This window comes from Actinomyces procaprae, from assembly GCF_004798665.1.
GTDB classification, from domain to species: domain Bacteria; phylum Actinomycetota; class Actinomycetes; order Actinomycetales; family Actinomycetaceae; genus Actinomyces; species Actinomyces procaprae.
Map to the genome: position 1 here is coordinate 929,965 of NZ_CP039292.1, position 23,589 is coordinate 953,553.

Genomic DNA, 23,589 nt, shown 5'->3' on the forward strand with positions numbered 1-23,589 from the left:
ACCTGCCCGGCGGGCTCAGTTGTCGCGGGTGCGGCCGCGCAGGCCGGCCCGCAGCACCTCCCGGTTCAGGGCGGCGATGGCCGTCAGCGGGATGCCCGCCGGGCAGGCCGGCACGCACTCCCCGTACAGGGAGCAGGGGCCGAAGATCTCATTCACCGTCTGCGCCATGCGCCGCGCCCGCCGGGAGCGCTCGTGGCGGCCCTGCGGCATCAGCGACAGATGCGCCAGCTTCGCCCCGGCGAACAGCATGGCCGCACCATTGGGGCAGGCGGCCACGCATGCGCCGCAGCCGATGCAGGCGGCGAAGTCGAGAGCCTGCTCCGCCTGCAGGTAGGGCTGGGGCACGGAGTCGGCGTCGGGGGCTGTTCCCGCGGCCACGTCCACCGTCCCGCCGGCGCGGATCAACTCGTCCAGGGCGGTGCGATCCACCACCAGGTCGCGGATGACCGGGAAGGCCGCCGAGCGCCACGGTTCCAGGCGGAAGTGGGTGACGCCGGGGAAGGCCCGCAGGTGCTGGCGGCAGGCAGGGGTGTTGTCCTGTGGGCCGTGCGGCTTGCCGTTGACCAGGAAGCCGCACATGCCGCACACGCCCTCGCGGCAGTCGGACTCGAATACGACCGGCTCGCCGCCGCGCTCAATGATCTGGTCATTGAGGCGGTCCAGCAGCTCGAGCAGGCTCATTTCCGGCTCGGCGTCGTCCACGGTGTAGTTCTCGAAGCGGCCGCGGGCGCGCGGCCCGTCCTGCCGCCAGATCTCCAGTTCCACTCTCATCGGTAATCCCTCACCTGCATCGGTACCAGCGAGAAGCTCAGCGGCTCACTGCGGCGCGTGTGCCGACCGGAGGCGTCGGTCAGCCAGGCGGACACGGTGCACCAGTCGGCATCGTCGCGCTTGGCCTCGCCCTCCGCGGTGGCGTACTCCTCCCGGAAGTGAGCCCCGGCGGACTCGCGCCTATCCAGCGCGTCCAGGATCATGACCTCGGCCAGCTCCAGGAAGTCGGCCACTCGCAGTGCCCTCTCCAACTCCTGGTTGAGACGCTCGGCGCCGCCGACGATCTTCACATCCGCCCAGAACTCCTCGCGCAGTGCCCGCACCTGGTCCAGGCCGTGGCGCAGCCCCGCCTCCGAGCGGCTGACCCCGCAGTCGGCGTACAGGATCTCGCCCAGGCGGCGGTGGAACCAGACGGGCCGGTGCGTGCCGCCAACTGCCAGCAGCGCCTCCACCCGGCTGCGGGCGTCGGCGAGGGCGGCGGTCACCTCAGGGGCGTCGTCGGCGAGCGCGCCGGTGCCCACGAGTCCGGCCAGGTAGTTCGGCACCGACAGCGGCAGCGTGAACCAGCCGTCCACGGAGGCGCTCAGCAGGGAGTTGGCGCCCAGCCGGTTGGCGCCGTGGTAGTTGTTGGACGCCTCCCCGCCCACGAACAGGCCCGGAATGGTGGACATCTGGTCGAAGTCCACCCACAGGCCCCCCATGGTGAAGTGGGCGCCCGGGGCGATGCGCATGGGCACCTCGTAGGGGTCCTCGCCGGTGGCGTCCAGGTACATGTCGAACAGGTTGCCGTAGCGGGCGGCGATCACCGGCTTGCCCAGGCGCTGCAGGGCGTCGCGGAAGTCCAGGTAGACGGAGTTGTGCAGCGGCCCGACGCCGCGCCCGGACTCGATCTGCTCCCGGGCGTTGCGGGAGGCGACGTCACGTGGGGTGAGGTTGCCGAAGGCCGGGTACTTTCGCTCCAGGTAGTAGTCGCGCTCCTCCTCGGGGATGTCATTCGGGGGCCGGTCGTCCCCGGGCCGCTTGGGCACCCAGATGCGCCCGTCGTTGCGCAGGGACTCGCTCATCAGCGTGGTCTTGGACTGCCAGTGGGAGGAGACCGGCAACGCGGTGGGGTGGAACTGCACCATGCAGGCGGAGGCGAATGCGGCGCCGCGGCGGTGTGCCCGCCAGGTGGCCGAGGCGTTGGAGGCCATCGCCAGGGTGGAGTAGTGGAAGACGCTACCGTAGCCGCCGGTGGCCAGGACGACGGCGTGCGCCGTCCAGGCCCGGATCTGGCCGGTAAGCAGGTCGCGGGTGACGATGCCCTGGGCGCGCCCGTCGGCGACGATCAGGTCCAGCATCTCGGTGCGGGAGTGCATGTGCACGCTTCCGGCGTCGATCTGCTCCTGGAGCGCCTGGGCGCAGGCGACCTCCAGCTGCTGGCCGGTCTGCCCACGCGTGTAGTAGGTGCGGGACACCTGCACGCCGCCGAAGGAGCGGGTGGCCAGCTGGCCGCCGTACTCGCGGGCGAAGGGGGCGCCGATGGCATACATGTGGTCGATGACCCGCACCGACTCGATCCCCAGGCGCACCACGTCGGCCTCGCGGCCGCGGTAGTCGCCGCCCTTGACGGAGTCCTTCACGAACCGGTTCAGGGAGTCGCCGTCGACCTTGCGGGCGCGGGCGGCGTTGATGCCCCCCTGCGCGGCCACGGAGTGGGCACGCCGGGGCAGGTCGTGCAGGCTGAAGCACTCCACCCGGTAGCCGAGTCGGCCCAGGGTGGCGGCGGCCCCGCTGCCGGCCAGGCCCGTGCCGACGACGATCACGGTCAGGCGCCGCCGGTTGGCGGGGTTGACCAGACGGTACTCGTCGCGCCGGCGCGCCCAGGCGTCCTCGGGCGGGCAGTTGGGCAGGTGCGGGTCCAGGTCGGGGCCGACGTCGTACAGGTCGTCGACCGGGGGCGGGGGGACGGCGCTCATGAGATCACTCCGCTCAACACCAGCAGGGGCAGCATGCCGTTGCCGATCGCTATGGCCAGGGCGACGGCGATGGCTATCACCAGGCAGACGCGGCGCAGTCTGCTGCCGGTTCCGCCCAGATCGTTGACCACCGACCACAGGCCCTGCGCCAGGTGCACTCCGATGGCCAGCATCACCAGGCTGTAGAAGACCGCCATGGGAGGTCGTGAAAGGCTGGCGATCAGGTTTTCGTACGCGTAGGCCGTCATCTGCCCGTCGGCGTGCGTGGGGGTGAGGAAGCCTCCGGGCGCCACCAGCCGGCCGATGGTCAGGTCCAGCAGGTGCACGGCGATGAATACGAGCAGCAGGGCGCCGGTGATGATCATGGAGCGGGCGCCGAGCGCGCGCCTCCGCATGCCTTGGCGGCGGTATGGCCCGCGGGCGCGGCGGCCCCGCCACCACAGTGTGATTCCGCCCGCCACGTGCAGGATCAGGCAGGTGCCCAGCACCAGCCGCAGGATCCACAGCACGCCCTCGTGGGGGACCAGCGGGTAGCCGATCTCCCGCAGCCACTCGGCGTAGTGGTTGTAGGCGTCCGGCCCCTGGAAGGCCTTGAGGTTGCCGATCATGTGGACCAGCACGAACAGCCCCATGAAGGTGCCGGTGAGCGCCATGGTCGTCTTCAGCGTGGTGAAGGACGGGCGGGCGCGGCGCCTGGGGCGGGGTGCGGGCAGGTCGCCGCGCGCTGGCGCCTGCGATGCTCCTTCCGGCGCAGCGGTGCCGGCGTTTGGGGCGTGGGAGCGGGTTGGTGCGGGCATCGGAGCTCCCCTCGACGACGATGTCCTGCGGGCGTCACCCACGGGTGTTCAGGTACGCAGTTATCGTAACGCGTGTCACAAAAAACGGGTGCAGCCGTGGCGGTCGTCTTGCATGGCGACCGGAGATGTTTCGCTAAATGGGCGTCCTGGGGCTGTGGGTGTGAGCGTCGCGGCACCCAGACCCCGGTTGACGGCGAGGGCTGGGGCCCTTCCTTACCGGGAGGCCGCCTGCGGGTCCAGCTCGATGCCCTTGCCGCCGCGGGAGAGTGCCTCGACCGCCCCGGACTGGGAGTTGCGGCGGAACAGCACGTTCGATGCGCCCGCCAGCTCACTGGCAGACACCACCCGAGGCTCCTTGAACAGCCCGTGTGAACCGGGCACTACGCCGCCCTGCGGCATCAGTGCCACGCGCGTGCCGGCGGTGACGAACAGGCCGGCCTCGACCACGCAGTCGTCGCCGAGCGGAATGCCCAGGCCCGAGTTGGCCCCCAGCAGGCAGCGCTCGCCCAGCGCCACTCGGCGCCCGCTGCCGCCGGTCGGCAGCCCCATGGTGGAGGCGCCGCCGCCGATGTCCGAGCCGTCGCCGATGACCACGCCCTGGGCAATGTTGCCCTCGACCATGGAACGGCCCAGCGTGCCGGCGTTGTAGTTGACAAAGCCTCCGTGCATGACCGTGGTCCCGGCGGACAGGTAGGCGCCCAGGCGCACATTCGCGGCGTCTCCGATGCGCACCCCGGAGGGCAGCACGTAGTCGGTCATGCGGGGGAACTTGTCCACCGACAGCACCTGGACCGGGCGGCCGAGCGAGGCCTGCAGGCGGATGCGCGTGGCTTCGAAGTTCTCCACCGCGCACGGTCCCGCCGACGTCCACACCACGTTGGGCAGGCGGGAGAAGAGGCCGTCCAGGTTGATCGTGTTCGGGCGCACCAGGCGGTGGGAGAGCATGTGCAGGCGCAGGTAGGCGCCGGCCACCGTCTGCGGGGCGTCGTCGAGGTCGGCGGAGGTGCGCACCACCGTGGTGTGCACGCCGCGGGCCGGGTCGCGGCGCTCCATGGAACTGAGCGTGGCCAGCAGGTCGGCATCGCCGTCGTCGGGTGCCTCGCCCAGGACCGGCCGCGGGTACCAGACATCCAGGGTGTTGCCGTCGTCGGTCACGGTCGCCAGGCCGAGACCCCATGCGCTGCGAGTCGTCATGGATGCACCATACGGGACGGCGGGCGGTGGCGCACGATACGCCGCGGCCGCTGCTTGCCTGCCGCCGAGCCACGACCTCGGGCCGCGTCGCCAACGCGGGGCCGGCGTGCGAGAATCGCGGCATGGCGCGTACCACGATCCATCTCATGCGGCACGGCGAGGTCCACAACCCCGAGGGCGTTCTCTACGGGCGCCTGCCCGGGTATCACCTCTCCGAGCTTGGCCGTCAGATGGCCGCTCAGGTCGCGGACGTCCTGTCCGCCTCCGGTCATGACATCGCCGCGGTGATCACCTCGCCCCTGGAGCGTGCCCGCGAGTCCGGTGCGCCCACAGCGGCCGCCTTCGGGCTGACTCCTGGCACCGACCCGCGCCTTATAGAGGCCGACAACCACTTCGAGGGCGTGCCCGTGAACCGTGACCGGAAGGTTCTGGCCCGCCCGGAGCACTGGCGCTACTACCTGAACCCGCTGCGCCCCAGCTGGGGCGAGCCGTACGCGCAGCTGGTGACGCGTATGAGCGCGGCCGTGCGCGCCGCCATCCCACAGGTGGAGGGGCGTGAGGCCCTGCTGGTGTCCCACCAGCTGCCCGTGTGGGCGCTGCGTCTGCGCCTGGAGGGGCGGCCGCTTGCCCACGACCCGCGGCGGCGCCAGTGCGCGCTCGCCTCGCTGACGTCGCTCACCTTTGACGGGCGCACCCTGGTGGGGCTGTCCTACTGGGAGCCGGCCGGGGATCTGCTGCGCCGCGCCGCGGACATGGTGCCCGGAATCTCCGCCGCCGCCGAGAACATCGGGCCCATTGAGGCCGAGGCGCCCAAGGCCGCCGCCGCCGAGCGCGCCGTGCAGGACGCATGACCGCTGCCCCCATGCCTCCGGGGCCGTTCCGGCCCGACGGCGGTGGCGTAGGCCCCAGCCCTGACGACGCCGCGGGCCCGAGCGCATCCGCCGACCATAGTGCCGCCGTCGGCCCGGTAGCCCCAGCGGGAGCGGCCGCGGGTGGACTGGTGCCCGCCCGGGCCGCCGACGTCGTTCCCGCCGCGCCGGCCCGGCCCGCCCCGCAGCGGCCCTGGACCGGGCAGGACTTCGTGTGGTGGAACACCGCCGGCGTGCTCACCGCACTGCGGGCGGGACGCCGCCCCAACCCCGTCTCCCCGGTGGTGGATCCCATTCGCGCTGCCTTCTCCGGTGAGGAGGTCATGCTGGCCACCTGCGATGCGGAGATGCTGGTGTGGCGGCGTGGCGACGCCACCTACAACCCCTCCCGGGGCTTCTTCCTGGCCGGCGGGCCGGTGGGACTGGCGCTGACCGCCGCCTTCTTCGGCGGGCAGGCCTACCTGAATTCCCGGCGCAAGCGGGCCGCCGAGGCCGACGCTGTGGAGAAGTGGCGGCACCTGGCCTACGCCCGGCTGACGGTGTCCACCCATGGCATCTACCTGGGCACGGGGGAGGGCGTCATGCCGATCGCCTTCGCCGACGTGCAGGAGGTGCAGCTCACCGGCGTGGGTGAGGTGGTGATGGCGGCGGCCAACGCCTCCGGCTCGGCGCGGTGGAAGCTGCGCGGTCAGTGGGCGGAGCTGGTGCTGGTGATGTGGGCGGCCCGGTACCTGCCCGGACACCCCCAGCTGGTGGGGCGCACCTGGCTGCCCGCCGACTGGTTCGCGCACGCCGCCGCCTGGGGCTACGCCGTCGACACCTCCAACTGGCCCCGCTATCAGCCGTGCGCCCTGGACTGAGCCAGGCTAGGTGTGGGATCATGACAGGGAGCCGAGCGGCGGCAACCGCCCGACTCCCCGGGAAACCGGGTGTCGCTCAGTGTCCTAAGACACTGAGAAGAGCTGTCAGGGCCCAGATAAATGGCGGAGTCGTTTGGATGGACTACGGTCCGCCAAATCTGGGCCCTTTGCTCACCCGTCATCCCCTTCCGCTTCTGTGCCTTGCGGCGGTGCTTCCGCTTCTTGGATGACATGCCCAGTCTCACCTCCTTATGGTGCGCTCCCCGGCTGAGCTGTGCTGAGTCGTTCCGGGGATGCGCCGTGGAGGCAGGTCAATCATCGCAGAAGTACTGCCTATGCGGGTTCTATGGCCTGTCGGCAGACCGGTTCGCGCACGCCGCCGCCTGGGGCTACGCCGTCGACACCTCCAACTGGCCCCGCTACCAGCCGTGCGCCCTGGACTGACGCGCCCGCGCGGGTGAAGCCGTGGCGGCGCCGGCCTCGGCGGGAGCCGTTGAGCTATTCGGTCCGGCGGGTGGCGACGGCGCGGCCGCGAGCGGCGCTGACGGTGAAGGCGGCCGCGCCGATCGCCAGGCTCGCCGCCGCGATCGCGGCCCAGCGCCCCGGGTAGGCGCCCGCCGCCTGAATCCAGCCCCACGGCGCCAGCCGCCACAGCGGCGTCGCCACCAGCACCTCGTTGCCGTCGATGATCAGGCCCATCAGGAACAGGCCCACGCCGATGATGATCGTCACCGCCGTACCGGCCACCTGCGCCAGCGCATGCGCGAGCGCCGCCAGCATGAAGACGACGAAGGGCATCACCATGAACACGTATACGGGGGCGCCCAGTCCGCCCAGCTCGGAGTCGGTGGGGAACAGCGGTGCGCCCAGGCGGGCGATGGCCCACGCCGGGATCAGTACCGCGGTCAGCAGCACCATCGCCCAGGTCAGCGTCGACGCCGTCAGAGCAGCCGGCCGGGCCCGTAGCACCAGGCCCCGCCAGGCGTCGGCCTGCGCCCGCCACGCCGTCGCCCCCGCCACCCAGGCGGCAATCGGCGCGCCCGCCAGGGTGAGCAGCGGCAGCGCGTAAGCGGCGGAGTACACCGCCTGCGTCAGCCCCAGGAGCGTCAGCAGCACGGCCGTCAGCACCGCCCACAGCCGCCAGGGCAGGCCCAGGGCGACCGCCCGGAAGGCACTGCGCGAGCCCGGCGAGGTCAGTCCGGCCAGAACCGCCGGGGACAGGCTGTGCTGTGGTGCGCGCGCCGTTAGGTCGGCTCCGACCATCGGATGTGCCCACACCCAGAAACGTGGGCGAAGAGTGAAAAGGCGCCGAACGTTGAGAGCCCCGACCGCCCGGTGCGTGCCCGCAAGCGAACTAGTTGCCCGCCGAGCGCCCAGCAGCACCGCGCCGACGCCGAGCAGGCACAGCCCGGCACTGCCTAGCATGCCCGGCGCCACCGGGTAGTCCCAAACCGGTGAGCCCGCCTCCAGGGAGACACCGTTGGCGTGCACCTCCAGCAGCGGCAGGGTCGGGCGCATCGCCCAGGTCCACGGCCGCGCCCACCAGGTCGGCGCCTCCGCCTGCAAAGCACCCGCAGCCGACCACACCAGCGCGAGCGCCGGGGCCAGTCCGACGGCGATGCCGCCCAGCCACTGGCCCAGCGCCAGCCCCCACACGCTCGCCCCCGTGACCGAAACCCACATCACCAGGGCGAACAACAGGTACTGGGGCCACGGTCCCCAGCCGACGCCGCGAATGAGTGCGTCGATGACGATCGGGGCCAGGAGGAGCGCCTGTGAAGCCAGCGCCGAGGCGGCCAGCACGGACATCCTCGCCGTCGCCGAAAGCGCCGGGGATACGCCCCGCCAGGCGGTCCCTCCCGCCCGATGGCGCCGTTCGCGCCAGGCGGCCATGGCGCCGGTCAATGCTCCCATGGGCAGGGCGAAGGCTGCGGGGTAGGGGTTCAGCCAGGGCAGCACGCCGTCGTTCCAGCCGTCGGCGGTAAGGGCGGCATGCGCCACCAGCAGGGCGTGCAGGGAGAAGACCACAACCGCCACCGGAACGCCCCAGGTGGCGGTGCGGCGGCTGCGCCCCAGCTCGGCGTGCAGCACGGCTCCGAGACCCGGCAGGCGCCGCGTACCGGCGGCTGCCCGAGACTCCGCGCGTGCGGGGACAGTCAGGTTGGTCACTGGGCGCTTCACCGAACTCATCGCAGGACCTCCCCGGTGCTGTGGGGCTCGGCCCCGGTGACGGCGGCGAGGAAGGCCTCCTCCAGGTCCTGGCCGGCCACCGCGAACTCGGTCAGCGGCCCCTCATAGACCATGCGTCCGCCCGCGAGCACCCCCACGTCATCACAGGTGCGCGCCATCTCCCCGAGCACATGGCTGGACACGACGACGGTGCGCCCGCCCGCGGCCAGCTCGCGCAGCAAATCGCGCAGCCAGATGATGCCCTGCGGGTCCAGGCCGGACTGCGGCTCGTCCAGCACCAGCACCTCCGGGTCGCCCAGCAGCGACATCGCCAGGGCGAGGCGCACTTTCATGCCGGTGGAGAAGCTCCCGGCCCGCTTGCGGCCAGCGCCTCCCAGGCCGACCTGCTCCAGCAGCGGGTCGATCACCTCCGGGTCGGTGCCGGTCAGCAGACAGTGGATGTGCAGATTGCGGCGGGCGGACAGCTGCGGGTAGAAGGCGGGGCCGTTGATGCTCGCCCCAACATGCATCAGGCTCTCGCGGCTCAGGGGCCTGCCCAGCACCTCGATCGAGCCGGCGTCGGGCCGCAACAGTCCCAGCGCGGTGTTGAAGGTGGTGGACTTGCCGGCGCCGTTGAGCCCCAACAAACCGTAGACCCGCCCCGGGCGCGCGGTCAGGTTGAGTCCCCTCAGCACTCTCTGCCTGCCGTAGCTCACCTCCACATTCCGTAGCGCCAGCCCGGGCGGGGCGGTGACGCTCGCGGCCGGCCGGGACGAGTCGGCGGTGGAAGCGGGAGACGAGGTGGGCGGTGACGATGATGTTGCTGCCATGCGGCCAGAATCCGCTTGGGCGTCCGCCGACGGATCCCCACAAGGGACACGACCAGAGCCGCCGCCCCGCCACCGATCTCCTCCGAAGGGGGGAGAGGCTGCCGTCTACAGGTCTGCGTCGACCATCCCGTACCTGAGCGCGTGGATCACCAGCTCCACCCGGTTGCGGCAGCCGGTGCGCCCGAGCAGCGCCTTGACATGCGTCTTCACGGTCGACTCGGCGATGTACAGGCGCGCGGCGATCTCCGGGTTGGTCAGGCCCCGGCAGACCAGCTCGAGCACGTCGCGCTCACGGCCGGTCAGCTTCTCCCCGGGCAGGAGCCCGACCCCGGCCCCGGGACGTTCGGCGGGCTCCGCGTCGATCGGCGAAGAGACGGGCATCGCGACCGAATCGACCGCTGCCACCGCCGGACCCGCTGCGGCCTGCTCGGGCTCTCCCTCCAGCGCGCGCAGTACGTAGGGGGTGATAACCGGGTCCAGCCAGGCCCGCCCGGCGGCTACTGCGCGTACCGCCGCCAGCAGATCCGCCGGCCCGGAATCCTTCAGCAGGAATCCGACAGCTCCCGCCCGCAGCGCCCCCAGCACCAGCTCCTCCTCCTGGAACGTGGTGAGCATGACTACCCGGGTAGGGCGGTCACCGCCCCTCCCGCTCAGCTCGGGGTCGGACAGCAGCCGGCGCGTGGCGGCAATGCCGTCGAGCCCTGGCATCCGGATGTCCATAAGCACCACGTCAACCGCATCCCCGCGCTCCCGGGCACGGCGCAGTGACTCCAGCGCCGCACGGCCGTCATGAGCGGTGGCCACCACGTCCACGTCCGGCTGGGCGTCCAGCAGGGAGCGGAAGGCGGCGACCAGGAGTCTCTGGTCGTCGACGACGGCGACGCGCAGGCGATTACCGGTCATCTGGTCCTCAGCTGTCCTGGATGATCGGGGAACCGGGCGTTGAGGAGGCCGGGGTCCGTGTGAGGTCGGACGAGAAGCTCACCGGAAAGACGGCGTCGAGCAGGAAGCACGCCCCGCCGTCGTCACTCGGTCCGGCCTCCAGGCGCAGGCGGCCGCCGACCAGACGCAGGCGCTCGGCCATGCCGGCCAGGCCATACCCGTGCTCCTCCCCGTACCCGGCGCCCGGGGCCGTAGTGGGCTCAACGCCGGATCGCGGATTAGCGATACGCACCGCGCACCTGCCGTCACGCATGGCTACGCTCAGGCGTGCGCTGCCGGTGCCATGCCTGGCCGCATTGGTCAGGCCCTCTGCGACCACCCGAATCAGCGTCAGCCGCTGCAACGCCGTCCAGGACTCATTCCAGGAGGCAAGCTCGGCAGCGGTGGGCAGGGCGGCTTCGACCTCCACGCCGGCGGCACGTGCCTGCGCCACCAGATCCGGCAGTCCGGTCAGGTCCGCCATCGGCGTCAACGTGTCCCGTGCCGCGCCCTGGCCGGCAGAGCCGCGCAACAGTGCCACCAGCTCACGAGTGGAGGCGAGCGCCGCCGCGGAGGCGTCGCGTACCGCCGTCAGGGAGTCGCGGGCGGCCTCGGGGGTGCCCAGGGCAAGGCCGGTGTCCGCCTGCACCTTGACCACGGTCAGGCCATGACCAACCAGGTCGTGCAGTTCCCGGGCGATGGACAGGCGCTCCGCGGACACCGCCTGCGCCGCAGCCAGCTCGGCCGCCGCAGCGACGGTGCGGTCCACGGACTCCGCGGCGGCGCGGCGGCTGAACGCCCAAAGGTAGACGGCGGTAACCACGAGCACGCAGGCCAGGGCGAAGCCGACAGGCGGATAGTTGAACATGTGGGCGGTGTGCGGGTTGACGGCGTACACCGTCTGCGGGTTGACCACGGCCCCGGCCAGTGCCGCCAACAACCCCGCCACGCCCCAGCGCCGGTCCGCGGCCCAGCGGGTGAGCGCGTGCAAGGCCGTCGGCACCGCCACGATGACCGGGGACAGGCCGAGGTTGACCGGGGTGGTGCGCAGCAGCGCCACGTAGGCCACCATGGCCAGGTAGACGACCACGCCCGAGACCACAGGCGCCCGGTGCCGGAAGGGCTGGGCCACGGTCACCACCAGCGCGATCAACGCGTTCGCCGCATAGGCCGGGTGTGGGCCCCAGGTGTGCACCAGCGTCAAGTCGGCCAGTACCACCACCGCCAACAGTGCCGTGAGCACTGCGTCGCTGAGCGGGATCCGGCAGGCGGCGGGCCCGATCAGACGGCAGTGCCGACGCCAGTCCAGGGCGGCAGCCGCCGGTTCGGCGTCTGACGCAACAGGCACCACCGTCCCGCCTGCGGCCGGGACTCCCGCAGCCGGTGCCCGCTGATGGCCGGCGGCGGCCCCGGTCACGACGTCGGGGAGTCGTCGGAGGGCACGCCGGGACCGCCCGCACCGGTGTGCCCGTTGGGGTCCTCCCCGGAGCCCGGGTCCTCCCCGTCGGCCGGGGTCCCCTTCCCATCGGTGGGCTTGTTATCCCTGCGCCGCCGCTTGATGTCCCGTTCCAGCCGGGCCAGGAACTCCGGGTCGTCGTCAGGCGCGACCGGGCGGGGACGTTCCGCCAGGCGCAGGTCGACGTGCTCCTTGGAGGACCACACCGTCCGCTCGATCTCCCCGCCGCGCTCCTCGGCGGCACGCACCCGGGAAGTGATGATCCAGGCGATCGGCCCCACCCCGGCGGCCAGCAGAATGATCAGGATCCATATGGGCTTGGGCAGGCGCGCCGGCATGCTCCCCGAGGGAGTGCGCACGCAGTCGATGACGGCATACAGAGCCAGCGCCGGTACGAGGATGTAGGGGACGGCACGCACGTATCTACCCTAACGGTTCCACGGAGTGTGGCGCTGGCCGGAACCCGTGCCACCCTGGTCATCATGTCCTCCGCAACCAGCTCCGGCCGCCCGTTGTTCCTCCTACGTGGCGGCACCCACCCCGACGACGTCGCCGCCCTCACCGCCGTCCTGCGTGAGCGCATGGCGGTCCTGGTACAGGATTCGGCGGCCGGGGGCGCCACCGACGACCCGGCGGGAGGGCGGATGCCCGACGTGGGCGCAGGGCAGTTACGGCCACTGCTGGTTCCCATCGGCCCCGGAGAGGATCCGGGGACCGTCCGGGCGGACCTCGCCCGCCGCCTGGATCCCGCCGGTCCCGCCGCCCGCCCCGACGTCGACCTGCTGCTGCGCACCTCCGGGTCCTCCACTGGCACCGGTGCGCTGGTGGCCATGCCCATGGCCGCCCTGACCGCCTCCGCGCGGGCCACGCACACCCGGCTGGGTGGGCCGGGCTCCTGGGTGCTGGCTCTGCCGGCGCACCACGTCGCCGGCCTGCAAGTGTTGATCCGCTCCCTCCTGGCCGGGCGGGCGCCGGTGGTGGCGGACGTCGGCGGCGGCTTCCGCCCCGATGCGCTCGCGGACGCGATCGAGCGAGCACTTGCGGCACGGCATGGCGAGCCGGTGCGCGTCTCCCTGGTGCCCACACAGCTGGTGCGTGCGCTCGGCCCCGGGCAGCGTCGGGCACAGCGGGCACTGGCCCGTGCCGCCGCCGTGCTGCTGGGAGGCGCAGCTGCCGATCCGGACCTGCTTCGGCGTGCCCGCGCCGCCGGAGTGAAAGTGGTGACCACCTATGGGATGAGTGAGACCGGCGGCGGGTGCGTATACGACGGTGAGCCCCTGGGCGCTGTCCAGGTGCGCATTGAGAATCCCGACGCCGCAGGCGTGGGCCGGATTGTGCTGTCCGGGCCCGTGCTGGCCGCCGGATACGCGGAGCGCGGAGCACGACCCGCGGGCGCGGCGGTCTTTCGTGAACTACCGGGCAGCACCCCGGACGGTGCGGTCGTCCGCCGCGAACTGGTCACCAGCGACCTGGGGCGGTTGGCGGCCGACCCCGACGGCGGGCGGCGGCTGACCGTCCTGGGGCGAGTCGATGACGTGATCATCACCGGCGGTGTGAAGGTCTCCCCGCGCGAGGTCGAGGAGGTACTGACGACGCTGCCGGGAGTTGCCCAAGCCTGCGCAGTCGGCGTGCCGGATGCCGAATGGGGCAGCGCCGTTGTAGCAGCTGTTGTCCCCGATGGGGATGTGGATGGCGGACGCGGCGCCTGGGTGCAGCGGCTGCACGCGGCGGCGCGGGAGCGGCTCGACGGGGCCCACGCGCCCAAGCGGATCACGGTGGTCGACGCGCTGCCGCTGCGCGGGCCAGGCAAGGTGGATCGGCGGGCACTGGCGCGCCGGCTCACTTCCGCCAGCCGAAACGCCGACTGAGTGGGGCAGATCTGGCAGGGAATGCACCACTTTCCCGCAGACAATGTTGCGGCCGAACCGAAAACGCCCCGAATACTGCCAATAGTGTGATGGACCCGAGGGCGGCGGCCAGTGAAAGTGGTGCAGATTGTGACACCCGGTCCTGAGATAGGCTCTGCGCGGCCCAAGGAGGAAGACATGAGCGACCGGGATCTGCCCGCCGGCAACGGCCCACGCGCCACGAGCTGGACGGAGGTGGTGCGCCTGCGCACCCTGCCCGCAGCCGTCGCCCCGGTCATCCTCGGAGCAGGCGCCGCCTCCGCCATGGGCGCGGCCTCGGCGCCACGGATCCTGCTCGCGGCCGGCGTGGCCCTCGCGCTGCAGATAGGCTCCAACCTGGCCAACGACTACTCAGACGGCGTACGCGGCACGGACGACGACCGCACCGGCCCACCCCGGCTGACCGCCTCCGGGCAGGTCGACCCGCGCCACGTGAAGTTCGCGGCATTCGGCTGCTTCGCCGTTGCCGGGGTGCTCGGGCTGGTGCTGGTGGCGCTCTCGGGGCAGTGGTGGCTGCTGGGCGCCGGGGCCGCGGCGGTGGCGGCCGCCTGGTTCTACACCGGCGGCTCGCACCCATACGGCTACGCGGGTCTGGGCGAGGTCTTCGTGTTCATCTTCTTCGGCCTGATGGCCACCTGCGGCACCGTCTACGTGCAGGCCGGGGGCGTGCCCGGATGGGTGTGGCCGGCCGCCTGCGGCATCGGTCTGATCGCCTGCTCGCTGCTGATGGTAAACAACCTGCGGGACATCGCGACCGACCCGCAGCACGGGAAGCTGACCCTCGCGGTACGCCTGGGGGAGCGGGGCGCCCGGAGGGCCTTCACAGCCATGGTCACCGCGCCCATAGTGCTGGCGGTCACGGCGGCCTGGTGGGCGCGCACCGACCTGACGGCCGGAGCAACGGACGGCTCACTGTGGGTCCCGCTCGGCACTGCGGCTCTGCTGGTAGCGGTGCTGGCCGTCATGGCGGAGCGAACACTGCGGCCGGTGCGGGCCGGTGCGACCGGCCGCGAACTCATTCCGGCCCTGCGTGACGCCGGGCTCTACGAGCTCGCCTACGGCGGCGCCCTCGCGCTCGCCCTGATCGCCGCGGCGTGAGATCGGCGGGGCCTGGGCGCAATGGTTTGCGTGGCGCCCCCGCAGCGGGCTAGCGTGCTGACCATGGCGAATATGCACCTGACGACTCGGACCGCTGGCAGCGCACAGGCGCTCGCGGTCATGTGTCGTGAGTGCATGTGTCGGTGCTGTCAGGCGCTCTGAAACCGTCCAAAAGGTGTGACGCCCGCCGACGCCGGATCCGCCGCTCAACCTACGCCCCAGCCGCTCTGGAACCGCATCTGCCTGTGAGCAGGCGGCAGCTGTAGCGGTTACCGCCCGCCGGGACTCGCCCCATGAGGCCCCCGGCGCCGCGCGGTTCTGTGGACTCTACGCAAACCGTTGAGATGCGCCGCGTCGACGACGCCGTCCGCCCGCGCCTGGCAGCCCGCTGCTCTTCGGACACCCCTCCCAGACCGTCCACTGGCCGCCGCCCGCTCAAGCCCACGGGTCGACGCCGACAGGAGAATGACCATGTCCACCCCGAAGAACACTCCCGACCAAGCCCCAGACAACACCCCCACCCCCGGCGACGCCGACGACATCACCGCCGAGAACGCCGCCGCCGTCCTCGCCGCAGACGAAACCGACGCCGCGGAGTCCTCCAAACCCTCGCGCCTTACCCGGCGGCGCTTGCTCACCGTCGGCGGACTCGCCGCCGCGGCCGTCGTCGGCGGCGGCGCCTGGCTGACCCTGCGGCGCACCAACTCCGGCGTCGTCGGGGCCGCCGAGAAGCTCCCGCTGGTAATCGGCGGTGATATCTGCGCCGCCCCGCTGTACGCCGCCTACCACCAGGGCTACTTCGATGACGCCGGCCTGAATGTCACCCTCGCCCGCACCCAGCGCACCGAGGACACCAAGGACGCCCTCAGCGCCGGGAAGTACATCGGCGCCCCCGGCATCTTCTTCTCCTGGCTGGAGCCCATCTACAACGGCATCAACGCCAAGCTGACCGCGGGATTCCACTCCGGCTGCCTGCAGCTGGTGGTTAACAACGACTCCCCGATCTCCTCCTACGCGGACCTGAAGGGAGCCACCATCGGCGTGCCCTCACTGTCCTCCTCTGCCTTCGCCTACTTCTCGATCGGCCTGGCCAAGGCCGGTATCAACGTGGACCCCGAGCACGGGGACATCACCTGGACCACCATCGACGAGGACTCCCTGGGCACCCGCCTTACCAACGGCGACGTCGATGCCATCATGGGCTCCGACCCGGCCCCGCTGCTGCCCGTATTCGACGGCACCGCCCACGTGATCGAGTCCAACGACGGCGAGCCCTTCTGCTGCTCCGTGGCCCTGAACGGCGACTTCGTCGCCAAGCGTCCCGACGACGCCAGGGCACTGACCGAGGCGTGGCTGAAGGGCTCGGACTACTTGGCCGCCTCACAGGCCAACCGCAAGGAGATCGCCAAGATCGAGGTCGACAACAACTATGTGGCCGCCGACCAGTCCCTGGTGGAGCAGGTGCTGGAGACCTACGGCTGGGAGGCCTCGGCCACCGCCTTCCGTGAGGCCATTGAGCCGGGCATCGAGGACTTCAAGCTCACCGGCTACATCGACGCCGGTATCTCCGCCGCCGAGCTCGCCGACACCGTCTACGCGGACCTGGGGATCAACCGGTGAGCGCCGCATCACGGAGGGCGACCTTCGCGGCACTTGCCGTCTGGATCCTCTATGGCGCCGTGGTCGCGGCGGTGCCCGACGCCGCCGACGCGCGCACGGCCAGCACGACGCCGCTGCTTGCCCTGCTTGGCGCCTGGATCGTGGCGCTGGTCGGCTGGACCGCCATCGCCCAGGCGCGTCCCGGATCGGCTGCCGCGGGGGCACTGGCGCACCGACTGCCCTGGATCGTGTTCTTCGGGGCGTGGTTCATCGTCTGGCAGCTGACCACGGTCAAGTCCGGGCTGCTGGACCCGCCCTACTTCGTCGCCCCGGAGGTACTCATCGAGGCCTTCCGCGGCGACTGGACGCTGCTGGCGAGGTGCCTGGGGTCATCGGCGCTGCTGTTCCTGACCGGCTACGCCGTCGGGTCGGTGCTGGGCTTCGTCACGGGCCTGCTCATGGGCTGGTCGCGGCGGGCCGACTACTGGCTGCACCCGCTGCTGCAGACCATTGGGCCGGTGCCCGCGGCCTCACTGCTGCCGCTGGCGGTGCTCGTCCTGCCGACGACGTACGCCTCGGCCGCCTTCATCGTCGCCTTCGGGGCCTGGTTCCCCATGGCGACCATGACCCGCGCCGGCGTGCGGGCGGTGCCCCGCTCCTACATTGACGTGGCCCGCACGCTGGGCGCCGGCGAGTCCTTCCTGGTGCGTCGCATCGCCATCCCGGCGGCCCTGCCCGACATGCTCACCGGACTGTTCACGGGCCTGGGTACGAGCCTGGCGGCGCTGATGACCGCGGAGCTGGTGGGCGTCGACCAGGGACTCGCCTGGTACATCAACTGGGTCAAGGGGTGGGCCGACTACCCGCGCATGTACGTGGGCCTGGCCGTGCTCATCATCTTCTGCCGCGCCCTGATGATTCTGCTGTTCAAACTGCGCTCCTCGCTGCTGGCCTGGCAGCAGGACCTGGTGAGGTGGTAAACGATGACTGCTTCAACGCCCTCCGCCGCTTCCAAGGCTTCTGCGCCGGCGCAGGCGGATACTGCGGGCGCCCCCAGCACCGGCGCCGCGTCGCGCGGAGCGCGGGTGCGCCTGGCCGGCATCAGCCACCGCTATCCGCTGCGGCACGACGTCGACCACGGCTGGGTGCCGGCCCTCATGCGTCTGGTTTCCCCCGCCGCCCGGGCCCGGTATGAGGCCGAGTCCGCCAAGCCGGCTCAGTTGCCGGTGCTGGACGGCATTGACCTGGACATCGCCGCGGGCGAGTTCGTATCCCTGGTGGGCCAGTCCGGATGCGGCAAGTCCACGATCCTGCGGCTGCTGTCGGGGCTGGAGAGTCCCAGTCAGGGCAGCGTCGTCGTCGACGGCGAGCCGGTGACCGGCACCGCCCCCGAGCGGGCCCTGGCCTTCCAGGACGCCACGCTGCTGCCGTGGCGCACGGTGCGCGAGAACGTCGCCCTGGGGCCGCAGGCACGCGGACGGCTGGAGCCGCGGCGGGTCGAGGCGGCGCTGGAAGTGGTGGGGCTGCGCGACTTCGCCGACGCCTACCCGACCACCCTGTCCGGCGGTATGGCGCAGCGTGCAGCCCTGGCCCGGGCCCTGGTGAACCGGCCGCGCCTGTTCCTGCTGGATGAGCCCTTCGGCAAGCTCGATGCGCTGACCCGCCTGACCCTGCAGGACGAGATCGCTTCCCTGTGGGCCTCGCAGGGCTTCACCGCGGTGCTGGTCACCCACGACGTGGAGGAGGCACTGCGCCTGTCCAACCGTGTCATCGTGCTCTCCGAGCGGCCCGCGCACGTGGTGGAGGACATTCGCGTGCCCGAGGGGCTGGGGCGTGACGAGGCAGCCCCCGAGTTCCAGCGGTTGCGGCGCCACATTCTGACGCTCCTGGGACGCTGACCGGGCTATGACCGACGGCGCCCGCCCCGGCAGGAGAGCCGGGACGGGCGCCGTCGTCAAGTGAGGGGGCTCAGCGGGTGGCCGCCTCCGGGGAGACCTCCGCGTCGGGCTCGCGGGTGATGCGGTTACGCAGGTCGCGGCGCACGATCTCAATGGACCACATCCACACGATGTGGCCGAAGAACTCCGAGAAGTGCTCCGACCAGGTCTGGGCGCCGTCGATCCAGGGGAAGGGGTTGGGCGCCCAGCCCAGCAGCGGCATGACGATGACGTGCGCGCCCACGTACACGAAGACGCCGAAGACAGCACCCTGCCACAGCTTGATCCGCGGGAAGTACTCGGCGGCGATGCAGTAGATCAGGCCGAAGACGATCGCGAAGCTGAAGTGCACGATGAAGGACATGATCGGCAGCTCGTTGTTGGAGAACGTCACCGTCAGGTGCGAGGTCTCCGGGGACATGCCGAACCACTCCAGCATGGCCTGCGGCGGGTTCGTGTCCGAGCGGATGCCGGGTGTGCGCGGCGGGAAGGGCACCTCCCAGCCGAACTTGACCAGGGCGGAGAAGGCGCCGCCGATGAGGCCGACGAGGGTGGACACGCCGACGCGGCGGCGGGACGGCTCGGTCGAGCCGAGCAGGCGGGTGATCCAGGCGGGCATGTGGGAACCTCCGGGTATTGCGGCGGGGTCGCCGCGGCGATGATGAGCAGGCGCTCGCGGCGCGCGCTCATCGGGGTCGACCAACGATTTCACGGCGTAGCGTCGGTGTCCAAGCGACCCGGCGGCGAAGGCGGGCGTCGAACTCGTCAACACAACTCCAGCAAGCGCATAGGGTAAGGCTGTGATCTACTACCAAAGGGACGATGAACACGGCGGAACGGCGCTGGGTGTTGTCAGTGCCATCCTGGCGGTCGTTCTGGTGTGTGGTCTGCGGCTGGCAGTGATGTTCTCCGCGCTCTTTGTCATTGTGGACCAGGCGGCTACGGGGGCCTTCGTACTGTTGTGCTACTTCGCGGCGCTTGGAGCCGCCTGGTACGGCGCCCACCGTTTTTTGTTGTCGCCCCGGACCGTGCAGGTGACTGAACGCGGCATGCACGTCGCCAGGGACTACCTGCCCTGGCCGCGGCGGCGCGAGGAACTGCTAGTTGTCGAGAAGCGCCGCCTGGGTGGGCGCGTCCACCACCGCGCCGTCTACGACTCCAAGTTCGGCCGCGTGCGCATGCGCGGACTGGAGAACATGAAGCAGTACGACAACCCCGCCGTCGCACGTCAGGCGGTGGAGGACCGACTGGACCAGGTATGGGCGGCCTGTGAGTGGGCGCGTGCGGACGCGGCCAAGAGACGCCGCCAGGTGGCTGCGGAGCAAGGCGCAGACGCTCAGAAGTAGTAGGGGAACGGCGACCAGTCCGGCTCGCGGCGCTCAAGGAAGGCATCGCGGCCCTCGGCGGCCTCGTCGGTCATATAGGCCAGGCGGGTGGCCTCCCCGGCAAATACCTGCTGGCCGGCCAGGCCGTCATCGGCCAGGTTGAAGGCGTACTTGAGCATGCGGATGGCCTGCGGCGACTTGCCGGCCACGATGCGCGCGTACTCCAGGGCCCGCTCCTCCAGCTCGGCGTGGGGGACGGCCTCGTTGACCACGCCCCAGCGCTCGGCCGTGGCGGCGTCGTAGGTGCGGGCCAGGAAGAAGATCTCGCGGGCCCGCTTGTCCCCGACCTGCCGGGCGAGCAGGGCGGAGCCGTAGCCGGCGTCGAAGGAGCCCACATCGGCGTCGGTCTGCTTGAAGCGGGCATGCTCGGCGGAGGCGAGCGAGAGGTCGCAGACCACGTTCAGGGAGTGTCCGCCGCCGGCCGCCCAGCCGGATACGGCCGCGATGACGACCTTAGGCATGGTGCGGATGAGTCGCTGCACCTCCAGGATGTGCAGGCGCCCGGCCCGGGCGGCGTCCAGGCGCTCGCGCTGGGCGGCGACGGCGGCGTCGTGGTCGTCGGTGGGCGCGGCCGCGGCGGCCTCGTCTACGGCGTCGGGGCGTGACGTCCCGGCGTCCGCCCAGGCAGTGGAGGTGGCCCCGGCGTCGTCGCTCTTTTCATACAGGTAGCCGTCCCGTCCGCGCACCCGCTGGTCGCCGCCGGAGCAGAAGCCCCAGCCGCCGTCCTTGGGGGAGGGACCGTTGCCGGTGAGGATGACGGCGCCGACGTCGCCGCTCATGCGTGCGTGGTCGAGCACCCGGTACAGCTCGTCGACGGTGTGGGGGCGGAAGGCGTTGCGCAGCTCGGGACGATCCAGGGCCACCCGCACCACCGGCAGGTCGCGCACCCACGCGCCGTTGGCGTCGCGCTCGCAGCCGCGGTGGTAGGTGACGTCGGTGAGTGGGCCCGGACCGTCGCCGCGGTTGGCGAAGCCGGCGACGTCGCGCCAGCGGAGAGGATCGAAGATCTCCGAGACCCGCTGCGGCAGCGGGTGGGGCGACGGCTCGGCAGTTGACGACTGGCTCATGCGCACAGGGTAAGGGGAGGAGACGGCGTCTTGGTCAGCCGGTGATGTAGGCGGCCATGAGTTCGGTGCGTGAGTTGTAGCCGAGCTCGCGGAGCACATCTGACACGTAGAGGCGGACCGTGTTCTGTGAGAGGTTCAGGCGAGTCGCAATCCGTTTGTTGGTCAACCCCTTCAGCAGGCAGGCGTGGACCTCTTGGAGGTGCGGCGGCAGCTTCTCGACGGCGGCCTGCGCCTGCCGCACGGCATCGCTCCGGTCCTGCTGCACCCGGTAGGCCTCTACGAGCAGCTCGGTGGGTCGGGAGGACATGACGGGCTCGCCCCGGGCGGCACGAACCAGGGCATGGGCAACCGCCTCCGGTGGCTCGTCCTTGGTGATGAACCCGCTGACTCCCTCGGCTAGTGCAGCTCTGAGGGAATCCTCGCGCCGAAACACGGTAAACATGACGACGGCGATGCCGGGGCGGTTCTGAATGATGGCGCGCGCGGTGTGGGGGCCGCTCAGCCCCGGCATGTCGATGTCGACGAGGGCCACGTCGATGTCCAGATTGCCGCGGCTGAGCAGGTCCAGCGCGGTCATTCCATCCGCGGCGGTGGCGACGACGGCGACGGGCGGCTGTGCATCGATCTGCTCGGCGAATACGGTGCGGATGAGCGGATCGTCATCCACGATCATGATCCGCAGCGGTGGGGTTACCTCAGACATGGGACGCTCCAGTGCGTTCCGGTAGTTCGGTGGAGCGGGTAGTTCCTGGGTGATCAGGTGCCGGGGCGATCGGGATGGTTGCCAGGACGGTCCAAGACTCACCTACCCTACTGGCGACGAGCTGGCCGCCGGCCTTCTCGAAGCGGCTCGCCAGGGTGGCTAGGCCGTGTCCGCCGTGTAGCTCGGCGGGGACCTCGCGGTCACGCCAGGGCGCGGTGAAGGTGATCGCCAGGTGCTTCTCGGTCGGTTCGACTACCAGCGAGAGCAGATCGCCGTCGTCACTGTACTTCAGGGCATTGACGGTGCACTCGCGAATGAGTGCCGCGAGCAATCGGCTGGCTTCGGGCCCGTACCGCGGGAGAAGACGTTCGGTATTGTCCAAGTCCGCATCAAGGGTGATGGACCGCTGCGCAAGTGCCTTCCTACTGGTGGCAACGAGCTCAGGGATGGCGGGTTCTTCGGCCTGGGAATACGGGGATGTCGCGAGGTTGTCGATGAGCGCGCGCAGGTGACCGAGGGACTTCCGCGCGTTCGCCTCGACGGCGGCTGCTTCGGACTCGTGCTCCGGGGCTGCATCGCGCAGCTGGCAGGTCAGGATCAGTAGGTGAGTCAGGTCCGCGGCGAGGTCGTCGTGCAGGGTGTCGGCGATGTCACGGCGCAGTTGGCGGTTGAGCGCATCGGCCGCCTCGCGAGACGCCTTGGCCTCCCGCTCTAGCGCATGCATGCGCCTACCAACCCATTGGAGCAGCAGCCCCGCACCACCGCAGATGACGGCCCAGAGTGCCATTGGGGTAAGAACGTCTGCGGGTGTATCTGCCGAGGGGAGTTGAACGATGTGGACGGTGAGGAAGACCGCGACGGCGACGAGTACTCGTCGCCGCGCAATGAGGTCAATTACCACCACGTAGGCGAGAACTGGTGTCCAAACGAGGTATGCGTCAGGGAGCAAAAGCGCTGTGGCGAGAGTGGCCGTGAATACTAGTACGCCAATACGCTCGCTTCCTATGTAGACGATGAAAGTGGCAACCTGGAGTGCCTCCCACCACGCGGAGATAGGGTCACGTGATGTGATAAGCGTATGCAAGTCTAACGCCAGTATGATGGCTGAGACCAAAGCTAGGGATAGGGGCCTGACCTGTGTCGGTGCCAGTGGGTGAAATGCTCGAGTCATTGTCGTTGACACAACCAGGATGACGGTAAAAGCGTGCACCAGGGAGGCGGAGTCCGGTTTTCTGGGCTAGTGCTCACTGGTGCAACCACGAGGGCCGCTGTCAATGCAAGGCAGGTGAATATAACTCTGTTTCTACTTGGCTCACTCGTCTTCTTCGATCCGGTTGCCATCTTCGTCAACGTAGTAGCCTTCATCGTCGATCTCCTGGAAATTCAAGCGGCCGTCCTGAATCTCCTCGGCGAAGTGCTCGCGCGTCATCAAACGCACTTGACGGCCTCGCCTCATCATTTCCTCGTGGTTGAGGGTGGTGTCCCAAGGCTTCTCAAGCGTGATGATGATGACCATGTAGAAGATCCAGGTCACCAGGGTGAGGGTGAGTATTGAGGCGGACGCCAACAGCGTAGCAGCCGCGAAGCCTGCAATGGCTGGGCAGATGAGCGATATGACAGTCAGGAGCGCTCCTTCGGGGTCCTGAGAGCGCTTGGCACGCATGATCAGCCGCGAAGCCGTCGCGTCGAGAATCTCCCGTATGACTGCGGCCACGATCACGAACGCGACCACGCGGTCGATGGTCAGGCCCATGTGGGTCAGCGCCGACCAGATCCCTATGACGATGCCAAGTCCGACTCCATAGAGCAGAGCCATGAAGGCCCTCCCGGAAGCCAGCGCCCAGAGCGGGATCGCTGGGCGCCAGCGGGAGTCGGATTCCTGTGTTGTGGTCGCCATGGGTTCTCCTGATTGGATTTCGTCCGTCGATCTGCGATCGGCCGATACCTATCAGGGTGAGTATAGGGAAAGTATGAGCCGAATCATAGACTGATCTTCGTCAGGGTTGTCGTGCCAGACCGCTATGCAAGCCGGATGTTCCGCTTCGGTGGCGTCACTGCCGCCGACCGG

General features: G+C 70.5%; 23 protein-coding genes. 9 read left to right on the plus strand and 14 right to left on the minus strand.

All coding sequences use genetic code 11. The features are described from left to right. Positions 1-15: 15 nt before the first annotated feature. The 4 genes from E4J16_RS03555 to dapD form a co-directional block, all read right to left on the minus strand. Positions 16-771 carry a succinate dehydrogenase/fumarate reductase iron-sulfur subunit gene (locus E4J16_RS03555; RefSeq protein ID WP_136193817.1) on the minus strand — a complete coding sequence of 252 codons (756 nt, stop codon included), beginning with the start codon at positions 769-771 and terminating at the stop codon, positions 16-18. Then, entirely contained in the window at positions 768-2,729 is a 1,962-nt protein-coding gene (locus E4J16_RS03560; protein WP_136193816.1) for a fumarate reductase/succinate dehydrogenase flavoprotein subunit, read from the minus strand. Before E4J16_RS03560 ends, E4J16_RS03555 begins: the two co-directional genes overlap by 4 nt. Next, entirely contained in the window at positions 2,726-3,526 is an 801-nt protein-coding gene (locus E4J16_RS03565; RefSeq protein WP_204519928.1) for a succinate dehydrogenase cytochrome b subunit, read from the minus strand. The genes E4J16_RS03560 and E4J16_RS03565 overlap by 4 nt, the downstream gene beginning before the upstream one ends. Positions 3,527-3,739: 213 nt before the next feature. Further along, a complete protein-coding gene (dapD, locus tag E4J16_RS03570) occupies positions 3,740-4,720 on the minus strand; it encodes a 2,3,4,5-tetrahydropyridine-2,6-dicarboxylate N-succinyltransferase (protein WP_136193815.1) in 981 nt (326 codons plus the stop codon). A 122-nt stretch (positions 4,721-4,842) separates the two neighbouring features. On the opposite strand from dapD, the gene E4J16_RS03575 reads away from it, so the two are divergent. The 3 genes from E4J16_RS03575 to E4J16_RS15080 all read left to right on the plus strand — a co-directional run bounded on the left by E4J16_RS03575 (position 4,843) and on the right by E4J16_RS15080 (position 6,893). Beyond that, positions 4,843-5,571, plus strand: a complete 729-nt coding sequence (locus tag E4J16_RS03575) for a histidine phosphatase family protein (protein WP_136313282.1) — start codon at positions 4,843-4,845, stop codon at positions 5,569-5,571. Continuing rightward, positions 5,568-6,449, plus strand: a complete 882-nt coding sequence (locus E4J16_RS03580; protein WP_240038253.1) for a hypothetical protein — start codon at positions 5,568-5,570, stop codon at positions 6,447-6,449. The genes E4J16_RS03575 and E4J16_RS03580 overlap by 4 nt, the downstream gene beginning before the upstream one ends. A 300-nt stretch (positions 6,450-6,749) precedes the next feature. Further along, positions 6,750-6,893: a hypothetical protein gene (locus E4J16_RS15080; protein WP_168709458.1), complete on the plus strand. Its 144-nt coding sequence runs from the start codon at positions 6,750-6,752 to the stop codon at positions 6,891-6,893. 54 nt (positions 6,894-6,947) lie between these two features. Here E4J16_RS15080 and E4J16_RS03585 read toward each other — a convergent pair whose 3' ends face one another. The 5 genes from E4J16_RS03585 to E4J16_RS03605 all read right to left on the minus strand — a co-directional run bounded on the left by E4J16_RS03585 (position 6,948) and on the right by E4J16_RS03605 (position 12,244). Beyond that, entirely contained in the window at positions 6,948-8,639 is a 1,692-nt protein-coding gene (locus E4J16_RS03585; RefSeq protein WP_136313283.1) for an ABC-2 family transporter permease, read from the minus strand. Further along, the gene (locus E4J16_RS03590) at positions 8,636-9,448 is read right to left on the minus strand and encodes an ABC transporter ATP-binding protein (protein WP_136193812.1); all 813 of its coding nucleotides are present in this window, start codon (positions 9,446-9,448) and stop codon (positions 8,636-8,638) included. The genes E4J16_RS03585 and E4J16_RS03590 overlap by 4 nt, the downstream gene beginning before the upstream one ends. Before the next feature lie 105 nt (positions 9,449-9,553). After that, positions 9,554-10,351 carry a response regulator transcription factor gene (locus tag E4J16_RS03595; protein WP_136313284.1) on the minus strand — a complete coding sequence of 266 codons (798 nt, stop codon included), beginning with the start codon at positions 10,349-10,351 and terminating at the stop codon, positions 9,554-9,556. A gap of 7 nt (positions 10,352-10,358) precedes the next feature. Next, positions 10,359-11,717 carry a sensor histidine kinase gene (locus E4J16_RS03600; protein ID WP_136313285.1) on the minus strand — a complete coding sequence of 453 codons (1,359 nt, stop codon included), beginning with the start codon at positions 11,715-11,717 and terminating at the stop codon, positions 10,359-10,361. Between the two features lie 65 nt (positions 11,718-11,782). Continuing rightward, positions 11,783-12,244, minus strand: coding sequence for a PLD nuclease N-terminal domain-containing protein (locus E4J16_RS03605; RefSeq protein ID WP_136313286.1), 462 nt, complete (start codon positions 12,242-12,244; stop codon positions 11,783-11,785). Positions 12,245-12,307: 63 nt separating this feature from the next. On the opposite strand from E4J16_RS03605, the gene E4J16_RS03610 reads away from it, so the two are divergent. The 5 genes from E4J16_RS03610 (at position 12,308) to E4J16_RS03630 (ending at position 18,327) form a co-directional block, all read left to right on the plus strand. Further along, positions 12,308-13,693 (plus strand): AMP-binding enzyme, encoded by a 1,386-nt coding sequence (locus tag E4J16_RS03610; protein ID WP_136313287.1) that lies wholly within the window; start codon positions 12,308-12,310, stop codon positions 13,691-13,693. Positions 13,694-13,870: 177 nt separating this feature from the next. Continuing rightward, positions 13,871-14,830, plus strand: a complete 960-nt coding sequence (locus E4J16_RS03615) for a 1,4-dihydroxy-2-naphthoate polyprenyltransferase (protein ID WP_136313288.1) — start codon at positions 13,871-13,873, stop codon at positions 14,828-14,830. A 471-nt stretch (positions 14,831-15,301) separates the two neighbouring features. Then, positions 15,302-16,450, plus strand: a complete 1,149-nt coding sequence (locus E4J16_RS03620; RefSeq protein WP_136313289.1) for an ABC transporter substrate-binding protein — start codon at positions 15,302-15,304, stop codon at positions 16,448-16,450. Next, positions 16,447-17,409, plus strand: coding sequence for an ABC transporter permease (locus tag E4J16_RS03625; protein WP_136193805.1), 963 nt, complete (start codon positions 16,447-16,449; stop codon positions 17,407-17,409). The genes E4J16_RS03620 and E4J16_RS03625 overlap by 4 nt, the downstream gene beginning before the upstream one ends. A 3-nt stretch (positions 17,410-17,412) precedes the next feature. Continuing rightward, positions 17,413-18,327, plus strand: coding sequence for an ABC transporter ATP-binding protein (locus E4J16_RS03630; protein WP_136193804.1), 915 nt, complete (start codon positions 17,413-17,415; stop codon positions 18,325-18,327). Between the two features lie 70 nt (positions 18,328-18,397). On the opposite strand, the gene E4J16_RS03635 is transcribed toward E4J16_RS03630, so the two are convergent. Further along, positions 18,398-18,985 carry a YagU family protein gene (locus E4J16_RS03635; RefSeq protein ID WP_136313290.1) on the minus strand — a complete coding sequence of 196 codons (588 nt, stop codon included), beginning with the start codon at positions 18,983-18,985 and terminating at the stop codon, positions 18,398-18,400. 181 nt (positions 18,986-19,166) lie between these two features. Here E4J16_RS03635 and E4J16_RS03640 point away from each other — a divergent pair, with 181 nt between their 5' ends. Continuing rightward, positions 19,167-19,712, plus strand: coding sequence for a hypothetical protein (locus tag E4J16_RS03640; RefSeq protein WP_136193802.1), 546 nt, complete (start codon positions 19,167-19,169; stop codon positions 19,710-19,712). Here E4J16_RS03640 and E4J16_RS03645 read toward each other — a convergent pair. The 4 genes from E4J16_RS03645 to E4J16_RS03660 all read right to left on the minus strand — a co-directional run bounded on the left by E4J16_RS03645 (position 19,703) and on the right by E4J16_RS03660 (position 23,418). After that, positions 19,703-20,818, minus strand: a complete 1,116-nt coding sequence (locus E4J16_RS03645; protein WP_136313291.1) for a 1,4-dihydroxy-2-naphthoyl-CoA synthase — start codon at positions 20,816-20,818, stop codon at positions 19,703-19,705. The genes E4J16_RS03640 and E4J16_RS03645 overlap by 10 nt on opposite strands. A 34-nt stretch (positions 20,819-20,852) precedes the next feature. Next, complete coding sequence (locus tag E4J16_RS03650; RefSeq protein ID WP_136313292.1) at positions 20,853-21,521, minus strand: response regulator; 669 nt, start codon at positions 21,519-21,521, stop codon at positions 20,853-20,855. Further along, positions 21,514-22,308 carry a sensor histidine kinase gene (locus E4J16_RS03655; protein WP_136313293.1) on the minus strand — a complete coding sequence of 265 codons (795 nt, stop codon included), beginning with the start codon at positions 22,306-22,308 and terminating at the stop codon, positions 21,514-21,516. The genes E4J16_RS03650 and E4J16_RS03655 overlap by 8 nt, the downstream gene beginning before the upstream one ends. A 525-nt stretch (positions 22,309-22,833) precedes the next feature. After that, positions 22,834-23,418, minus strand: coding sequence for a hypothetical protein (locus tag E4J16_RS03660; RefSeq protein WP_136313294.1), 585 nt, complete (start codon positions 23,416-23,418; stop codon positions 22,834-22,836). Positions 23,419-23,589: the final 171 nt, after the last annotated feature.

What these genes read in the sequence shown, in the direction of transcription:
- E4J16_RS03615 (WP_136313288.1), top strand. Translation starts at nt 13,871, where the DNA reads ATGAGCGACCGGGATCTGCCCGCCGGCAACGGCCCACGCGCCACGAGC.
- E4J16_RS03585 (WP_136313283.1), bottom strand. Translation starts at nt 8,639, where the DNA reads ATGAGTTCGGTGAAGCGCCCAGTGACCAACCTGACTGTCCCCGCACGC.
- dapD (WP_136193815.1), bottom strand. Translation starts at nt 4,720, where the DNA reads ATGACGACTCGCAGCGCATGGGGTCTCGGCCTGGCGACCGTGACCGAC.
- E4J16_RS03580 (WP_240038253.1), top strand. Translation starts at nt 5,568, where the DNA reads ATGACCGCTGCCCCCATGCCTCCGGGGCCGTTCCGGCCCGACGGCGGT.
- E4J16_RS03650 (WP_136313292.1), bottom strand. Translation starts at nt 21,521, where the DNA reads ATGTCTGAGGTAACCCCACCGCTGCGGATCATGATCGTGGATGACGAT.
- E4J16_RS03630 (WP_136193804.1), top strand. Translation starts at nt 17,413, where the DNA reads ATGACTGCTTCAACGCCCTCCGCCGCTTCCAAGGCTTCTGCGCCGGCG.
- E4J16_RS03645 (WP_136313291.1), bottom strand. Translation starts at nt 20,818, where the DNA reads ATGAGCCAGTCGTCAACTGCCGAGCCGTCGCCCCACCCGCTGCCGCAG.
- E4J16_RS03560 (WP_136193816.1), bottom strand. Translation starts at nt 2,729, where the DNA reads ATGAGCGCCGTCCCCCCGCCCCCGGTCGACGACCTGTACGACGTCGGC.
- E4J16_RS03620 (WP_136313289.1), top strand. Translation starts at nt 15,302, where the DNA reads ATGTCCACCCCGAAGAACACTCCCGACCAAGCCCCAGACAACACCCCC.
- E4J16_RS03610 (WP_136313287.1), top strand. Translation starts at nt 12,308, where the DNA reads ATGTCCTCCGCAACCAGCTCCGGCCGCCCGTTGTTCCTCCTACGTGGC.
- E4J16_RS03565 (WP_204519928.1), bottom strand. Translation starts at nt 3,526, where the DNA reads ATGCCCGCACCAACCCGCTCCCACGCCCCAAACGCCGGCACCGCTGCG.
- E4J16_RS03595 (WP_136313284.1), bottom strand. Translation starts at nt 10,351, where the DNA reads ATGACCGGTAATCGCCTGCGCGTCGCCGTCGTCGACGACCAGAGACTC.
- E4J16_RS03660 (WP_136313294.1), bottom strand. Translation starts at nt 23,418, where the DNA reads ATGGCGACCACAACACAGGAATCCGACTCCCGCTGGCGCCCAGCGATC.
- E4J16_RS03575 (WP_136313282.1), top strand. Translation starts at nt 4,843, where the DNA reads ATGGCGCGTACCACGATCCATCTCATGCGGCACGGCGAGGTCCACAAC.
- E4J16_RS03555 (WP_136193817.1), bottom strand. Translation starts at nt 771, where the DNA reads ATGAGAGTGGAACTGGAGATCTGGCGGCAGGACGGGCCGCGCGCCCGC.
- E4J16_RS03655 (WP_136313293.1), bottom strand. Translation starts at nt 22,308, where the DNA reads ATGGCACTCTGGGCCGTCATCTGCGGTGGTGCGGGGCTGCTGCTCCAA.
- E4J16_RS03635 (WP_136313290.1), bottom strand. Translation starts at nt 18,985, where the DNA reads ATGCCCGCCTGGATCACCCGCCTGCTCGGCTCGACCGAGCCGTCCCGC.
- E4J16_RS03590 (WP_136193812.1), bottom strand. Translation starts at nt 9,448, where the DNA reads ATGGCAGCAACATCATCGTCACCGCCCACCTCGTCTCCCGCTTCCACC.